The organism is Polynucleobacter sp. UK-FUSCHL-C3 (genome assembly GCF_040409815.1).
In the GTDB taxonomy this organism is placed as follows: domain Bacteria; phylum Pseudomonadota; class Gammaproteobacteria; order Burkholderiales; family Burkholderiaceae; genus Polynucleobacter.
Window position 1 is genome coordinate 573,401 of record NZ_CP099959.1, and the last position, 17,486, is coordinate 590,886.

Annotated in this window: 11 protein-coding genes and 1 tRNA gene; 7 read left to right on the top strand and 5 right to left on the bottom strand. The window is 47.7% G+C overall.

Annotated elements, in window-relative coordinates:
- The first annotated feature begins 2 nt into the window (after positions 1-2).
- Positions 3-815, top strand: a complete 813-nt coding sequence (locus NKE59_RS02805; RefSeq protein ID WP_353439419.1) for a TatD family hydrolase — start codon at positions 3-5, stop codon at positions 813-815.
- A 413-nt stretch (positions 816-1,228) separates the two neighbouring features.
- Here NKE59_RS02805 and NKE59_RS02810 read toward each other — a convergent pair.
- Positions 1,229-1,305, bottom strand: a tRNA-Met gene (locus tag NKE59_RS02810).
- A gap of 210 nt (positions 1,306-1,515) precedes the next feature.
- Here NKE59_RS02810 and NKE59_RS02815 point away from each other — a divergent pair.
- From NKE59_RS02815 to radA, 3 genes are read left to right on the top strand one after another with little or no spacing between them, the layout of a single operon-like run.
- Positions 1,516-3,357, top strand: a complete 1,842-nt coding sequence (locus NKE59_RS02815) for a potassium transporter Kup (RefSeq protein WP_353439889.1) — start codon at positions 1,516-1,518, stop codon at positions 3,355-3,357.
- The gene (locus tag NKE59_RS02820; RefSeq protein ID WP_353439421.1) at positions 3,354-3,851 is read left to right on the top strand and encodes a hypothetical protein; all 498 of its coding nucleotides are present in this window, start codon (positions 3,354-3,356) and stop codon (positions 3,849-3,851) included. The genes NKE59_RS02815 and NKE59_RS02820 overlap by 4 nt, the downstream gene beginning before the upstream one ends.
- Positions 3,852-3,855: 4 nt before the next feature.
- Positions 3,856-5,220: a DNA repair protein RadA gene (gene radA / locus NKE59_RS02825; protein WP_353439423.1), complete on the top strand. Its 1,365-nt coding sequence runs from the start codon at positions 3,856-3,858 to the stop codon at positions 5,218-5,220.
- Between the two features lie 6 nt (positions 5,221-5,226).
- Here the strand turns inward: radA and prmB are convergent, their stop codons facing one another.
- Genes prmB through dapD form a run of 3 tightly spaced genes read right to left on the bottom strand, consistent with a single transcriptional unit; the run spans position 5,227 to position 8,167 of the window.
- Complete coding sequence (gene prmB, locus NKE59_RS02830; protein ID WP_353439424.1) at positions 5,227-6,138, bottom strand: 50S ribosomal protein L3 N(5)-glutamine methyltransferase; 912 nt, start codon at positions 6,136-6,138, stop codon at positions 5,227-5,229.
- 35 nt (positions 6,139-6,173) lie between these two features.
- Positions 6,174-7,322, bottom strand: coding sequence for a succinyl-diaminopimelate desuccinylase (gene dapE, locus NKE59_RS02835; protein ID WP_353439425.1), 1,149 nt, complete (start codon positions 7,320-7,322; stop codon positions 6,174-6,176).
- A gap of 17 nt (positions 7,323-7,339) precedes the next feature.
- Positions 7,340-8,167, bottom strand: a complete 828-nt coding sequence (gene dapD / locus NKE59_RS02840; protein ID WP_353439426.1) for a 2,3,4,5-tetrahydropyridine-2,6-dicarboxylate N-succinyltransferase — start codon at positions 8,165-8,167, stop codon at positions 7,340-7,342.
- Positions 8,168-8,346: 179 nt separating this feature from the next.
- Here dapD and smc point away from each other — a divergent pair, with 179 nt between their 5' ends.
- From smc to ligA, 3 genes are read left to right on the top strand one after another with little or no spacing between them, the layout of a single operon-like run.
- Positions 8,347-11,862: a chromosome segregation protein SMC gene (gene smc, locus NKE59_RS02845; protein WP_353439427.1), complete on the top strand. Its 3,516-nt coding sequence runs from the start codon at positions 8,347-8,349 to the stop codon at positions 11,860-11,862.
- Positions 11,862-12,881 (top strand): cell division protein ZipA C-terminal FtsZ-binding domain-containing protein, encoded by a 1,020-nt coding sequence (locus NKE59_RS02850; protein ID WP_353439428.1) that lies wholly within the window; start codon positions 11,862-11,864, stop codon positions 12,879-12,881. Before smc ends, NKE59_RS02850 begins: the two co-directional genes overlap by 1 nt.
- Positions 12,882-12,889: 8 nt before the next feature.
- The gene (gene ligA, locus NKE59_RS02855) at positions 12,890-14,905 is read left to right on the top strand and encodes an NAD-dependent DNA ligase LigA (RefSeq protein ID WP_353439430.1); all 2,016 of its coding nucleotides are present in this window, start codon (positions 12,890-12,892) and stop codon (positions 14,903-14,905) included.
- On the opposite strand, the gene NKE59_RS02860 is transcribed toward ligA, so the two are convergent.
- Positions 14,894-17,470 (bottom strand): [protein-PII] uridylyltransferase, encoded by a 2,577-nt coding sequence (locus NKE59_RS02860; protein WP_353439432.1) that lies wholly within the window; start codon positions 17,468-17,470, stop codon positions 14,894-14,896. The genes ligA and NKE59_RS02860 overlap by 12 nt on opposite strands.
- Positions 17,471-17,486: the final 16 nt, after the last annotated feature.

The following is a 17,486-nucleotide window of genomic DNA, read 5'->3' on the forward strand; positions in this document are numbered from 1 at the left end:
GCATGTGGCTTGATACACATTGCCACCTAGACGCCCCTGAGTTTTTAACTGATTTAGGGCAAATTATTGAGAATGCGCGCGCTGCCGGTGTTCGGGGAATACTATTACCTTCGGTGCAAGCGAATGATTTTGTAGCGGTTAAAGAGTTGGTACATACCTACAAAGATCGCATTCCGTATTTAGTCTATACCTTGGGTATTCATCCCCTTTATACCGATCGGGCTAAAGAAGAGGATTTAAAGACCTTAGATCAAGCGGTGACAGAGGCTCTTGATGATCCGCATTTTGTGGGTATTGGTGAGATTGGCCTGGATTATTTTGTACCCGATTTAGATCCGCATCGACAGGCATTCTTTTTTGATGCGCAATTAGATCTTGCTCAGAAAAAGAACCTGCCCGTGATCCTGCATGTGCGTCGCTCCCAAGACATGATTTTAAAAGCCTTACGTCAACGCTCTTTATCCGGTGGCATTGCCCATGCGTTTAATGGAAGTCATCAGCAAGCGGAACAATTTATCGACCTAGGATTTAAATTAGGCTTTGGGGGTGCGGCGACCTATGAGCGCGCTTTACAAATCAGGCGTCTCTTAAAAGAACTGCCGCTCGAGGCGATTGTGACGGAGACCGATTCGCCTGACATTCCACCGGCCTGGTTAAAAGATGAGCCGGTGCGTCGTAATGAGCCTGCTTATTTGCCCCGCATCGCTCAAGTCTTAGCTGGTCTTCGGGGTATTGCCGAGCGCGATCTCGCGGATGCGGTTATCCAAAATGCCAGTGTGGCATTGCCTCGCTGGGGCCAACTACTAACCGAATAGCGAGCTGCGTTTAGATATAACGTTTGGATACGTAAGTTGCAAGACGAGTATGTACTCATGGCCCACCGACGCTTACAGGTGACGCCGCCGAATACCTTTGAGAATATCGTGCTCCCCCATGAGATTCCGAAAGTGGTCGTTGGAAAAAACGAAATGCCAGATTCTCCAGATTAATCAAGCACTTCCTGATTTTGGTCTGATGTAATTTGTAGCATATGGCATGCAGTTTTGCGTGTCATGCAATTTTCTTTAACAATTAAAGTTGCCGATAAACCACCCCCAAGCGCAATGCTTGGGGTGGTCTGCTCCCAAGTTCTTTGTGCTTGCTCTTATGTTTTAAAAACAGCAGGGCGATCCATTGCCAAAATAAAAAAAGGGTTTGACGCACAGTGCGATCAAACCCTTTAGATGTTTGGTTGCGGGGATAGGATTTGAACCTATGACCTTCGGGTTATGAGCCCGACGAGCTGCCAGACTGCTCCACCCCGCGTCTGAGCCTTAGATTCTAGCATTTTTATGCCCCAATGTCGAGCAAAGCTCTAGATAGCAGGCCCTTACGGGCGTATCATATGGTCTTTGGTCACTTCTTTGCATCTATCCAATGACAATTAGTAATCCAGAGTATTCCAATTCATCGCTTCTAAAGCCCGTTGATATTCACGGCCCTGATCACCACACCAAAAAAAGTCTACCCGCAGTAATGTTGGCCGCTATTGGCGTGGTCTTTGGTGACATTGGTACGAGCCCACTCTACGCATTAAAAGAATGTTTTGATCCCAAGCATGGCATTCCATTCTCGGTCGAGGCGCTCTATGGGGTCATCTCCATGATGATTTGGGCACTCTTTATTGTGGTGACCTTTAAGTACGTCTTTTTTGTGATGCGTGCCGACAATAAAGGTGAGGGTGGAGTACTTTCTCTTATGGCGCTTGCCCTGCGCTCAATTAAGAGTGGCACTCGGCAATATTTTGTGATTATGGTCTTAGGGATGTTGGGTGCTTGTATGTTGCTTGGCGAGTCGGTTATCACCCCGGCAATTTCGGTACTCTCAGCGGTGGAAGGTATTTCGATTGCCACCCCGCAATTGGCTAATGCGGTGATTCCAATATCAGTCATTATTTTGATCGCGTTATTTGTGATTCAAAAATACGGGACTGCAGCCGTCGGTAAGTGGTTTGGACCCATCACCTTTGTTTGGTTTATTACCTTGGCCATTTTGGGTCTCATGAATATTGGTAAAGCCCCAGAAATTATTTACGCATTTAATCCGCTCTACGCAATTAATTTTGTGATCGATTACCCGCTAACGGCATACATCGTGATGGGTGCGGTAGTGCTTGTAGTCACCGGGGTAGAAGCTCTTTATCTGGATATGGGTCATTTTGGGCGCAATCCAGTGCGCTATGCATGGCTTCTTATCGTCTTGCCTTGCTTACTGATTAATTACTTGGGCCAAGGTGCAGTCTTAATTGCGAACCCCGCAGCTGCTGCAAACCCTTTTTATTTAATGGTACCGGAATGGGCTTTGTGGCCAGTAGTTGCTTTGGCTACTGCCGCAACCGTAATCGCATCCCAGGCGGTGATCTCCGGCGCATTCTCGCTCGTGAACCAAGGCATCTTGCTTGGCTTTATGCCCCGCATGAATATTTTGCACACCTCGGATTCTGAGCGTGGTCAGATTTATATTCCCGCTGTTAATTGGGCACTCTTAATTATGGTGATTGTGACCGTCATGGAATTTGGTGAATCGGTCAACCTAGCCGCCGCGTATGGAATATCGGTGAGCTCCACCATGTTGATTACCACCATTCTATTAAGTATCGTGATGCGCCGTGAGTGGCATATCAATCCATTCATCATTGGGTTTTTAATTATTAGCTTCTTTGTGATTGATCTCGCGTTTTGGACTGCAACCCTCATTAAGATTAAAGATGGTGGTTGGTATCCATTAGCGCTCGGACTCTTGATATTTACTTGCATCATTACCTGGTATCGCGGTCGGCAATTACTCAGAGATAAATTGATTAAAGAGTCAATCCCGCTGGAGATGTTTATTAAAAATCTTCTGCAACATCCACCCCATCGGGTAGAGGGTACTGCCGTGTTCTTAACACCGCACATTGATTTCGTACCAGCAGCGATGCTCCATAATCTCAAACACAATCATGTGATGCATCAGCGGATTTTCTTTTTAAAGCTCAGCACCTGGGATGTTCCTTTTGTACGGGACGATGAGCGTTTGTCCTTAAACGATTTGGGTGGCAATGTGTATGTGGTGCGCTATGTCCATGGTTTTAAAGAGACCCCTGATATCAATAAAGTGATTGAGCTAATTAGCAAACAATACAATCTTCCATTTGATCTGATGGATACCACCTTCTTCTTGGCACGCGATGCGATTACTCCTGCAAAATCTCCAGGAATGGCCGTGTGGCGTGAGCGTTTATTTGCCACCATGATGCAAAACGCAGCAAAGCCATCTGATTTTTATAACATTCCAGCCAATCGCTTAGTAGAGCTTGGTGCCAAAGTTGAGATTTGAAATTGATCAAGTATTTTTCTCTTGCATTACTAGCGCCATGGGTACTTTTTTCTACACTTAGCCATGCTGCCACCAATGATCAATTGGAGCTTGAACGTTTAAATCAGATTGAGGAAGAGCTCACTCTCCAACGAGAATGGGCTGACTATCGTTGGAAGAAAACAAACTCTGAGTGTTATGCCAAGTTTTTTGTGAACTCGTGCCTGCAAGATGCGCGCGCTAAATATCGTCGTGAAATTGACCCGATTCGCGCCCAAGAGGTTTTACTCAATGATAATCAACGCATTCTTCGGGACCGAATTAAAACTCAGCGAGATGCTGAGCGTGCCGCTGAGCGCTCCGATCCAAAGCGTGCCCAAGAACGTGCTGATAACGAGAAAGCATTCCAACAGAAACAAAAAGAGGCTGCCGCACGTGCTGCGGATCTTGAGGAACGCCGTAAAGATGCCCCACGCCGCGCCCAAGAGAATAAATCTGGTGTGAAGTTAGATTAGATCTGTGGCTAAGACTAAAACTCTCTATGTCTGCCAAGCCTGTGGTGGCAGTTCACCCAAATGGCAAGGGCAGTGTCCCGCTTGCCAGGCTTGGAATACCTTAGAAGAATCGCTTTCCGAGACATCATCAGGTAATCGTTTCCAAGGGCTTACCAACTCCATACCGCGGCAAAAATTAGTGAGCATTAATGCTGAGGATTCTCCACGTTTACCAACCGGTATTGAAGAGCTTGATCGTGTTTTAGGTGGCGGTTTAGTGCCTGGTGGAGTTGTTCTTTTGGGAGGCGACCCCGGTATTGGCAAGTCTACCTTGCTGCTACAAGCCCTAGCAGAGCTGAGCGCAAAAGGAGTCGATGTGCTCTATAGCAGCGGTGAGGAATCTGCTGCCCAAATTGCATTGCGCGCAAAGCGCATTGTGTTGGATTCGCCTTCGCTTGAAGTGCTTGCGGAGATCCAATTAGAGAAATTGTTACTTTCTGTGGAAGCTGCACAGCCCCAAGTCTTGGTAGTGGATTCGATTCAAACTCTGTATTCAGAAGCGTTTTCATCGGCACCCGGATCGGTTGCGCAGGTTCGGGAGTGCGCAGCACAGCTCACGCGCTTGGCTAAATCGAGTGGTATCTGTGTTTTGTTAGTTGGCCATGTGACCAAAGATGGGCATCTAGCAGGCCCCAGGGTGCTGGAGCATATTGTTGATACTGTTTTGTATTTTGAGGGTGATACCCATTCCTCGTTTCGCTTAGTACGGTCTATCAAAAACCGCTTTGGTGCGGTTAATGAGTTAGGTGTCTTTGCGATGACCGAGCGCGGTCTGAAGGGTGTTAATAATCCATCGGCATTATTTTTGTCCCAACATCCAGAAACCGTTCCGGGCTCTTGTGTACTAGTGACCCAAGAGGGTAGTCGTCCCTTATTAGTAGAGATTCAGGCTTTGGTGGATACGGCGCATATCCCCAATCCACGGCGCTTGGCAGTGGGCTTGGAGCAGGCACGTCTTGCGATGTTGTTAGCGGTCTTGCATCGTCATGCCGGTATTGCCTGTTTTGATCAAGATGTGTTTTTAAATGCGGTGGGAGGCGTCAAGATTAGTGAGCCCGCTGCAGACCTCGCTGTTCTCTTGGCAATCGCCTCGTCGATCCGTAATCGGGCTTTGCCAAAAAGCTTAGCGGTTTTTGGTGAGGTGGGACTCGCCGGTGAGATTCGACCATGTCCCCGCGGTCAAGAGCGCCTCAAAGAAGCTGCCAAGTTGGGATTTTCGGTCGCTATTATTCCCAAGGCAAACTTACCCAAGACAAAGATTGCCAATTTACAAGTGATTGCGGTTGAGCGCATTGATGAAGCTATTCGTGCTGCGAATGATCTGAGTTAACAAGATCTATTTCTGAAGATCCTCTGCCAAAATGATGCAGACTTGTTGATCACCAGCCGATACTTCCAGCCAAATCGCTGGTATGTGCGGAAATGCCTGATGGAAGTATTCATACTCGTTACCAATTTCCATAACAAGCGCCCCGCGTTCATTTAAGTAATCGGCGGCGCCCGCAATAATTCTCGTGATGATATCCATGCCATTAAGACCGCCTGCCAGAGCTTCCCTAGGCTCGGCTTGATATTCTGGGGGGAGGGCGCGCATAGAGGCTTCATTGACGTAAGGGGGATTGCAAATGATGAGATCAAAACGATGGTCCTCCTCGGTATCTGGCAGTGCATTCCATAAATCTCCATGGAAAACATCAATCTGATTGTTCACATGGTGACGCTCAACATTACGCGCTGCTAAAGCGAGCGCTGGCAAAGAAAGATCGCTTGCTGTGATGTGCAAATCGGGATAGTGAAGTGCGGTCAAGATAGCTAATGAGCCATTACCAGTGCATAAATCCAGAACCTTGCCATCGGCTGGTAACCAAGGATCTAGTTCGCCATGGACAATAAGCTCTGCAATAAAGGAACGCGGAATGATGCTTTGTGGGGTGCAGTCAAATGGTATGCCCATGAGCCATGCTTCGCCAAGCAGATATGCCAATGGCTCACGACGACTAATTCGTTGTTGTGCAATGTTGATGGCATCTTGAGTCATCTTCGTAGAAAGGGGTTTATCGCCAAGATCCAGTGCCTCGGTTGGAGAAATACCCAATTGTTTACTGACGATCCAGAGCGCTTCACTTTGCGCATTGTTAGCGCCATGGCCATAGTGCAAATGAGCGGACTCTAGTAATTGAGTAATTTTTGTACAACAGTCCTCCACGGTTAATACAGATGGATTGAACGGGTTGGGGGAGGGATCCATAGAGCTCACACTAACCGAGGGTCAGTAAGTTGTGATCAGGCAATAAGTTTTTCGAGAGTGCGACGATAGATATTCTTAAGCGGCTCAATCGAATTAAGCGCAACACGCTCATCAATTTTATGACTCGTCGCATTGATGGGCCCAAATTCGACAAGCTCAGAACAGATTTTGGCAATAAAGCGCCCATCGCTTGTGCCACCTGTGGTCGAGAGCTCAGCGCTCACATTCGTTTCAGCCATGATGGCCTCACGCATGGCACCTGCTAGAGCGCCATCGCCTGTTAAGAAAGGCTCACCCCCTAATGTCCAAGTAATCTCAAACTCCAAACCTGCATCTCTTAAGATACTCTCAAGCCCGCCTTTGAGCTGTTCTGGTTTGCTTTCGGTGGAGAAACGGAAATTGAAGTCAAGCGTGAGTTCACCTGGTATGACATTGTTAGCACCCGTGCCCGCATGAACATTAGAGATCTGAAAACTGGTTGGCTGAAAATACAGGTTGCCACGATCCCACTCTTTGGTAACTAGTTTGCTAAGCGCAGGGGCAAGCTCATGAATGGGATTGCGACCTAGATGAGGATAGGCAATATGGGCTTGTATGCCCTTGACCTTTAATTTTCCGGAAAGAGAACCGCGGCGGCCATTTTTAATCATGTCACCCAATTGATTGACGGAGGTGGGTTCTCCAATCACACAGTAGTCGAGTTTTTGCCCTCTTTTTTTGAGAAGATCGCACACGATCACAGTACCATCATTGGCAGGACCTTCTTCATCACTAGTAATTAAAAACGCAATCGAGCCTTGGTGATTGGGGTATTGCTTCACAAATTCTTCGCTAGCAACAACAAAGCCAGCCAGAGACGTTTTCATATCGGCTGCACCGCGACCATACAAATGGTCATCGCGCTCACTGGGCATAAAGGGGTCGGTGGTCCATTTTTCTAGGGGTCCAGTTGGCACCACATCGGTATGACCTGCAAAAGCAAGCACCTTACCTTTGGGGTCAGCACCCCGTTTGATAGCCCATAAATTAGTCACCTGAAAATCAGCCGGCCCGCTCACAATAGTCTCGGTTTCAAAACCAATGGCAGCCAGACGCTTTGCAATCAGCTCTTGGCAACCACCATCGGCAGGTGTTACCGAACGGCAGGCAATTAGTTCTTTTGTTAGCTCAAGGGCGCTTTGCATGGCTTAATCGCGGTAGCTTAATCGCGCAAGAGTTCATTAATCGCAGTCTTAGCACGTGTTTGCGCATCAACCTTTTTCACGATCACAGCAGCATACAAACTGTACTTGCCGTTACTGGCAGGGATTGAGCCAGGGACCACCACGGAGCCTGCGGGCACTCGGCCATAGTGAACCTCACCGGTCTCGCGGTCATAGATCTTGGTGCTTTGACCAATATAGACACCCATTGAGAGCACGCTGTTTTCTTCAATGACAACACCTTCGACCACTTCGGAGCGTGCGCCAATAAAGCAGTTGTCTTCAATAATCACCGGACCTGCCTGAATGGGTTCTAAGACCCCACCAATCCCAACTCCACCTGAGAGGTGAACGTTCTTACCAATTTGAGCGCACGATCCTACAGTAGCCCAGGTATCAACCATGCTGCCTTCATCGACATAAGCGCCAATGTTGACGTAAGAGGGCATTAGGACCACATTCTTGGCCACATAAGAACCTCTGCGGGCAAATGCTGGGGGGACGACACGAAAGCCACCTTTGGCAAAGTCTTCCGGGGTGTAGTTCGCAAACTTGCTGGGGACTTTGTCATAGAACTGAGTGAAACCACCTGCTGACATTGTTTGGTTATCTTCAAGACGAAAGGACAGTAAAACTGCTTTTTTAACCCATTGATTAACATCCCACTTACCCACACTTCGCCGCTCGGCAACACGGATGGTGCCATTATTGAGGCCTTCTAAGACTGCATTGACCGCCTGTCTAATATCGGCAGGAGCGGAGCTAGGAGAGAGATTGGCGCGGTTTTCCCAGGCCTGATCGATGGTGGTTTGTAGGGCTTGACTCATAGGGTGTGGATAACTATAGGATTGATAAGGATTTTTAGAAAATACATGGTTTAAATCATGAGTCTTTTATTATATTGGGGGTTGTACTAAAGGGTTAGTTGCCCGCAGGATTGTTATCATCTCCTCTGAGAACTTTTTAATCCTAAAACCCCTGATTTTGTCCCCCAAGAAGAACCTCCGTGCAACTTAAATCTATTAAATTATCTGGCTTTAAATCCTTTGTTGATCCTACCCATTTTGAGTTACCTGGCCAGTTAATTGGGGTTGTGGGCCCAAATGGTTGCGGTAAGTCCAACATTATTGATGCGGTTCGGTGGGTGCTGGGTGAGTCGCGTGCCAGCGAGTTACGCGGTGAGTCGATGCAAGACGTTATTTTTAATGGCTCGGGTTTACGTAAACCCTCTGGCCGCGCCAGTGTGGAGCTCATTTTTGATAATGCCGATGGTCGTGCGCATGGGCAATGGTCAAGCTTCACAGAGTTATCTGTAAAGCGTGTCTTAACGCGTGATGGCAACTCCAGCTATTACATCAATAATCAGGTAGTGCGTCGTAAGGACGTGCAAGATATTTTCTTGGGTACTGGTCTTGGCCCGCGTGCTTATGCCATTATTGGACAGGGAACGATTTCCCGAATCTTGGAGTCCAAGCCGGAAGAACTGCGAGTCTTTTTAGAAGAAGCGGCTGGTGTATCCAAGTATAAAGAGCGACGCAAAGAAACCGCATCTCGTCTAGAAGATACTCAAGAAAACTTGGTGCGTGTTCAAGATATCTTGCGGGAGCTAGAGCAACAACTTGCTCGCCTTGAGGCGCAGGCCGAGGTTGCTAGCCGTCACAATGAGCTATTAGCGCAAATGAAGTCGCAACAACACCTGCTATGGTTTGTAAAACAAACTGAGTCTGGTAAGGAGCAAGAGAAGCATGCAAATGCAATCCGTGAGACCCAAGTCAAGTTAGAAGAAGAAACCTCGAAACTGCGCCATGCAGAATCTGAACTAGAGACCATGCGCACTCAGCAATATGCTCTGCAAGACGTGGTCTCTAAGGCTCAAGGTGATCTCTATGAGACCAATGCAGAAGTGAGTCAGATCGAATCTGAAATTAAATACGTGCATGAGTCGCGCCAGCGTTTACAAGAGCAGGCCGCTGATTTGCAAGCTCAACTCGATCGTTGGACCACTCAAGAGAAAGATGCGGCACAAGCCCAGCGTCAGGCTGAACAAGAGTTCCGTCAAGCGAGTGAGAATGAGACAAGCTTGCAGGCAGAGTTTGTGCAATTACAGCAACGTTTACCCGTTCAAGATCAGGCCTATCAATCGGCTAGTAATGCTCTGGACCAAGCACGCTCTGTGCTCTCTGGCATGGAGCAACGCATTGTTAGTTTGCAAGAGCGCTATAAAGCGGGCGAATCACAAACTGAGGAAGTGAGTGGTCGTGCAAGTCGTCTGCGGGATGAGTTAGCAGGTATGCGCAAGCCAGATGATCAGGCACTCCAAATGGCTACCGATCGCCACATCATGGCGCAACGTAAGGCAGAAGACGCAAAATTAAAGGTCAGTCAGACCCAAGAGCATGTTCCTGCGACGGATGCTATTCGTCAAAAAGCCTTAGAGCAAATCCAAAAAGCCAATCAAGACGTACATCAAAGCGAGGCAAAGTTAACTGCCTTGACCGCTTTGCAAGCCAGTGTGCAGGCCCAAGGCAAGATCGGTCCTTGGTTGGAGAGTAAAGGCCTGAAAGAAAGTAAACGGCTATGGCAAGAGCTCAAAGTAGAAAAAGGCTGGGAGCCCGCCCTTGAGTCTGTATTGCGAGAGCGTTTAGCGGCATTAACTGGTAAGAGCATTAATGAGACTCTCAGTCTTGCTAAGGATGCACCTCCTAGTCGCTTAGCTATTTTATTAACCGATGGCACAGACCAATCGGACTCTAAGGTGCCGGCTGGTTTTATTACTCTTTTATCCCGCGTGCAGGCGAGTGGAACAACCGCAGGCGTTCTTCAAGAATGGCTCAGCAATATCTATATTGCTGATAATTTAGAGGATGCACTTCGCCGTCGTTCACAACTAACTAAGGGATCCGCTCTGGTGACCCAAGAGGGTCATATGATGACCCGAGTGGGCGTGCAGTTGTATGCACCAGACTCTGAGCAAGCAGGAATGTTGGCAAGGGCTCAAGAGATGGAAAGTCTTGAGAAACAACTCAAGGCTCAACAGCTGATCCAAAGTGAGGTTCAAAGTGAGCTCGAGCAGGCGAACGCGAACTATCAAGCTGCTCAACAAGCGGCGGAGCAGGCACGGGTTGCGGCCGATCAGTCGGTACAAGAGGCGCACAGTTTCGAAGTAGAGAAGATGCAGTTACTGCAAGCGCAAGAACAGTACAGTACACGTGCTGCACAGATTGATAGCGAGCTTGAAGAAATTGCGCAACAGTTAACGCAGGTTCAAGATGCCAATGCGCAAATTAATACACAACTGACCAACTCCGAGTCGGAGAAGACCGGTCTCCAAAATGGCCTTAGTTCGGCGCAACAAAATCTGGAGCAAGCAGAGTCAGCCCGTGAGACTTTAAGAGAGTCACTCCGTCAAGCCGAGATGACCGCTCAAGAGGCTGCATTTAATACGCGCTCATTGCAACAAAAGATTAATGATTTACAGCGTGATCAATCCACCGCCAGAACCCAGATCATGGAACTGCAGGATCGCTTTGATGCAAGCCAAGTAGAACTTAAAGGCTTAAGCGATGAGGCGGCACAAACTAAATTACAGTCATTACTGGTTACTCGCTCCGAGCGAGAAGCCGCTCTTGCTAAAGCACGGACCGAGCAAGAGGCAATGCAGCATCAGTTACGCGAGGCAGATGAAGCCCGTCTATTTTTGGAGCAAACCTTGCAGCCCATGCGCGATCGCGTAGTTGATCTGCAATTACGTGAGCAAGCTGCACGCCTAAGCTATGAGCAGTTCACCACCTTATTAAACGATGATGAGGCAGATCTACAGGCTTTAGCAGAGCGCTATAGCCCAGATCTACGAGCCAGTAGTCTGCAGGGAGAGGTAACCCGTCTGAATAACGAGATCCAGTCACTCGGCCCAGTCAATATGGCAGCACTCGATGAGTTATCGAGTAGTCGTGAACGTAAATCTTTCTTGGATGCGCAATCTGCTGACTTAAATGAGGCAATTCAAACCTTAACGGATGCGATTGCCAAAATTGATGCAGAGACCAGAGATCTTCTCCAAGGAACCTTTGATCAAGTGAACACCCATTTCGGACGACTCTTCCCTGAGCTATTTGGTGGTGGTCACGCCCAGTTGGTGATGACCGGCGAAGAGATCTTGGATGCAGGAGTGCAAGTGATGGCTCAGCCACCTGGCAAGAAGAACAGCACGATTCATTTACTCTCTGGCGGTGAGAAGGCTTTAACAGCAATTGCTCTCGTATTTTCACTATTCTTATTGAACCCAGCCCCATTCTGTTTGCTCGATGAGGTAGATGCGCCATTAGATGATGCGAACACGATGCGCTATGCTGATATGGTATCGAGGATGTCAGATAAGACCCAGTTTGTATTTATCTCGCATAACAAGATCACCATGGAAATTGCTAGCCAATTGATTGGAGTAACGATGCAGGAACAGGGTGTCTCGCGGATTGTTGCAGTTGACATCACTTCGGCTGTATCAATGGTGGAGGCGGCTTAATGCCGCTTGAGAAATTTGCTTCCCAATGGGGCTTGTCAGAGCTGCAACTAGCTCTTGGTTTTATTGGCCTACTTTTTTTGGTATGGGTAATTGTTTATAACATTCGTAATGCCAAGAGTCGAAAAGGTGACGAAGATTTACGAATAGAACCATCCTCTGAGCCTGCAGAACCCATTGTTGAAGAGCCAATTGTTGTTTCTCCTAATCTCTACCAAACTCCATTGGTGCAAGCAATCGACCCACGCATTGATTGTGTGATTGCCCTGCGTTTTCCAGAGCCCATTTCAGGGATCGAGATCTTAGAAGCTCTTAGGGAGTGGTCTGACCTACAAATACCTTGGATGGCTGATGGCCTAGTCCCCACAAATTCTGGTGAGGGTGTTTGGGGAGTCCTAGATGCCAATCGCTTATATGCGGAGATTCAATTAGCAGTGCAGTTAGCCAGTCGTCGAGGCCCTATTGGGGTCCTTGAGTTATCCGATTTTTGCTCTCGGGTGCAAGCCCTCGCAGAGACTTTGGATGCTCAGATCGATATGCCAGCAGTAGGTACGATGCTCGATAGCTCCAAGGAGTTGGATGCACTTGCTGCACAAAGTGATGTTCTCTTAGGCATCAATATCGTGTTTGATCAGCAAGCATGGTCTTGGCCTCATTTGGATTCGGTACTCACCCAACGGGGCTTTAAACGAAGTAATGATGGCACATCACTTGAATATCCCATTCAAGGTAAGACAGTATTTCGTACGGCACAATTGGATCATCACTCACCCATTAGCCAGATCACTCTTTTGCTCGAGGTCCCGGTCGTTTCTGCCGTATTACAACCATTCGATCGAATGCTGAATGAAGCGGCTGATATTGCAGAAGCGTTGCAAGGGCGTCTAGTGGACGATAACGGCGTTAATCTCACCGAAGGCTCTGTGAATGTGATTCGGAAGCAGCTTGATGTCCTGTATGCCCAGTTAGAAAAATCTGGCATTGCTGCTGGATCAGCTACTGCCATTCGATTATTTAGTTAGGATAGCAATTGAGTAAAGGTAGATCCTCAGAAGCGGATCGTTATTGTTATTTACAGACAGAGCTTGCGCGTCTGGAGCATGCTTATTATGTGCTTGATCAACCCTTGGTACCCGATGCAGAATACGATCGCTTGTATCGAGAGCTTCTAGACCTAGAGCAAAACCATCCAGATTGGATAACAGCAGATTCTTTATCACAGCGCGTCGGCGGTACTCCTCTTAAGGTATTTAATGAGGTTAAGCATGCTGTACCCATGCTCTCATTAAATAATGCGTTTGAGGAGTCAGAGTTAGTCAGTTTTGATCGTCGCTGCCGCGAGGGATTGGGGCTTGAGACGGTGGAGTACGCTTGCGAACTCAAGTTTGATGGCCTCGCAATCTCTTTGCGTTATGAAGGTGGAGTATTGATCCAAGCGGCTACTCGGGGCGATGGTGCAAGTGGCGAGGATGTCACAGCTAATATCCGCACAATTCACTCCATCCCTTTGCGCTTGACTGGAAAAAAAATTCCGGATGTGCTGGAAGTGCGTGGTGAAGTCTTTATGCACCGTAAAGATTTTGAGCGGATGAATAAACATGCTGCAACCCTAGGAGAAAAAGAATTTGCGAATCCTAGAAATGCCGCTGCTGGAAGCTTGCGTCAACTCGACTCGAAGATCACTGCGAAGCGACCCCTAAGTTTCTTTGCCTATGGATTGGGCGCACTAGAGCCTGCGAACTGGCTTCCTAAAAGTCATAGTCAACTACTCGACTTATATCTGGAACTTGGTCTGCCAGTTTGTCATGAACGTCGTGTTGTAAGTTCCGTAGAGGGACTTCAGCAGTTCTATCAAGAGATTGGAGCAAAGCGTAATCAATTGCCCTATGAAATTGATGGCGTCGTCTATAAGGTCAATTTGTTTAAACAGCAAAACACCTTGGGGTTTGTCTCACGTGCGCCACGTTTTGCCATAGCACATAAATATCCCGCTCAAGAAGAAATCACGACCGTATTGGATATCAATGTCCAGGTTGGGCGAACCGGTGCTATTACCCCAGTTGCCCGTTTATCACCAGTCATAGTCGGCGGCGTTACCGTAACGAATGCCACACTTCACAATGAGGATGAGGTCCGTCGTAAGGACGTACGGGTAGGCGATACGGTTGTTGTCCGCAGAGCCGGTGATGTGATCCCTGAGGTAGTTTCTGTCGTACTCGATCGCAGGCCAAAGAATGCTAAGCCCTTTGAGATACCTAGCCAATGCCCAATTTGCGATTCTCATATCGAACGTTTGGTTGATGAAGCAGTAGCAAGGTGTAGTGGTGGTCTATTTTGTGCTGCCCAACGCAAGCAAGCTTTACTCCATTTTGCGCATCGTCGCGCCATGGACATTGAGGGTCTTGGTGACAAAATTGTGGATCAGTTGGTTGATCTCAACTTAGTTCGAACCCCTGCTGATCTTTATCGCTTAGGTTTTTCTGCTCTAGCTAACTTAGAGCGGATGGGTGATAAGTCGGCTGACAATCTAATTCAATCGATCACACAATCAAAGTCTACAAGCCTGCCGCGCTTTATCTTTGGTCTTGGCATTCGCCATGTAGGAGAAAGTACAGCGAAAGACTTGGCCAAGCACTTTGGCAATATGCATGCTTTGATGGATGCGCAACTGGATGATCTTCTTACAGTCAATGATGTAGGTCCTGTAGTAGCCAATTCCATCATTAGCTTTATGTCGGAGAGCCATAACCGAGAGGTAATTGAGCAATTGCTAGCATCAGGGATTGAGTTTCAGGTAGAAGAGCGGATTGCTGGTGTTGATTTGAGTGGCAAGACCTTTGTACTAACTGGTACATTACCAACGATGTCGCGCGACCAAGCAAAGGCTCTGCTTGAAGCAGCGGGAGCTAAAGTAGCAGGTTCGGTATCTCAAAAAACCTCATACGTTGTTGCTGGAACCGATGCAGGCAGCAAGCTCGAGAAAGCAACTGAGCTGGGCATCTCAGTTCTTGATGAAGATGCTTTAATGAAGCTCTTAGGCCGCTAAGACTTCTAGCAACTCTGTTTCAAGCTGAATTTGTAACTTAGGGTTCTTGCTCAAGTTGGTGCCATCTAGCAACATAATGTCTTCTACTCGCTCACCTAGGGTATTAATGCGGGCGGTGTGTAACGAAACACGATGTTTTGCTAAAGCCTTAGCGACTGCATATAAGAGGCCGGAGCGATCTGATGCAGAGAGGGTGAGGGCGAAGTATTGATTGCGTTCATCGGGCTGTAAGCTAACTCTTGCCTGAATCGGGAAGCTTTTGGATTGACGGGAGAGACGACCAATACTAGGCTCCGGTAGGGGCGCTGATTTCTGAATCGATTCTGCGAGTTCATACTCAACTAGCTGAATTAGATCGCGATAGCTGCCACCTTCCTCGATCAAATGACTCCCAGAGATCTGGAAGGTATCTAAGGCGTATCCATGTTTAGTTGTATGGATTCTGGCATCCCAAATTGAGAAATGATGTCGCTCAAAATAGGCGCAAATCCGAGCAAACAAATCAGCTTGGTCTCTCACATACACGGCAATTTGTAAGCCGTCGCCAGCGGGAGAGAGGCGTCCACGCACAATCGCTTCATCCGCATGAACTCGATTAAAGAGGTGGCGTGTGAGCCAAGCAATGTCACCCGCTTCTTGCCTTAAAAAGAATGCAACATCTAGTTGCTGCCATAACTCATTGCAAGCGCTGTCCTCAATGCCAAATAATCGCAGCTGACGATAAGCCTCTTCTTGATTCTGGATCAACTCCGAGGATGGGTCTGGTTTGGCACCCCCCAGGACTCGTAAAGTAGCGCGATACAGATCCTCTAATAATTTCCCCTTCCAAGCATTCCAAACCTTAGGACTGGTCCCCCGTATATCAGCAACAGTGAGTAGATAGAGGGCGGTCAGATGACGCTCATCTCGCATGCGTTTTGCAAAGGCAGTAATGACTTCGGGATCAGTAATATCTTGTTTTTGGGCAATTTGACTCATGGTTAAATGTTCTGCCACTAACCATACTAAGAGTTCAGTCTCATCGGCAGAGAGCCCATGATCCTTTGCAAAGGCCCGTGAATCTCGTTTCCCAAGCTCAGAATGATCGCCACCACGTCCTTTAGCAATATCATGAAAGAGAGCTGCCAAGACAATGATCCAACTCTTTTCAAAGCTGGCAATTAATTTGCTACAAACTGGGAACTCATGGGTGTGCTCAATAATCATGAAGCGCCTAACATTGCGCAACACCATCAGGATATGCTGGTCAACAGTGTAGACATGAAAAAGATCGTGTTGCATTTGCCCGACGATTCGTCGAAATGCGGGTAGATAGCGACCCAGCACACTGGTCTGGTTCATTAAACGAAATGCAGTGGTCACGCCGTCTGGCAGTTTGAGTAGATCCATGAATGCGATACGGTTTCTGGGATCCTTGCGCCATGAGGCATCCATTAATTGGCGAGCGTTGTATAGAGATCTAAATACAGTGGCGGATAGGCCATTGATGGCTGGATTTTTTGCAAAGACCAAAAAGGTTTGCAAAATTGCTTCAGGATGTTTTTGATAGAGGTCTGAATCCACAATATCCAATAAGCCCTGCCTCTCGATAAACATCTCGTTACCAAGTCCGGGGATGGGGTGTGTCGTACGCGCTTCTTTTGGAAACAGTAAGGCCTCAATGTTTTGTACCAAAATGGTATTGAGCTGGCTAACAGCCTTCGCCGCCCAATAATATTGCCGCATCAGTTCCTCGCTGGCTAGACGAGTGGACTCTTGTTGAATACCAAATTGTTTGGCAAGGGCCGCCTGTAAATCAAATACCAAGACATCTTGCCGCCGTTTTGCTAAGAGATGCAGGTTGGCCCGAATCGTTTGCAAGAGTTTTTGATTGCGATTAAGCTCTTTGAGTTCTCGGGCGGTAATCAACCCTTTTTTATGTAGGTCCGCAAAACTATTACCAAGCCCAGCCGCTTTACTCACCCACAAGATTATTTGCAAATCACGCAAACCGCCTGGGCTCTCTTTGCAGTTGGGTTCTAGTGAGTATGGGGTCTCTTGATACTTGTAGTGTCGTTGCTGAAGCTCTAAGAGCTTTGCCTGAAAAAAGGCTTTGGGATCCATGGCCTCATCTAAATTGTGCTTGAAGTGTTTGAAGAGACCACGGTTACCGCCAATCAGGCGCGCTTCCAAAACAGAGGTGCGAACCGTAATGTCACCAGCAGCTTCGGATAAGCACTCGGATAGGGATCGAACCGCCGAACCGATTTCTAAGCCGGAGTCCCAGCAACGAGCAATAAATTTCTCAATATTGCTAGACACATGTTGATCGTGTGAATTCGTTTGATCATCTAGTAAGACCAAGATATCAATATCAGAGTGGGGAAAGAGTTCTCCTCGCCCATAGCCACCCACGGCTAGTAAGGCTGCATCGTGATGAAGACCAGACTCATTCCACAGGTGAAGGAGTAATGCATCGGTTGCTTGACTAAGCTTTTGCATCAGCTTCGTTACATTCTGATTCTGCAAGAAGTCAGAGCAAGCTAAAGCTCTTGCATCGTTGAGTGGATTGGCCCCTGAACGCATTACTAAAAATTGTCTG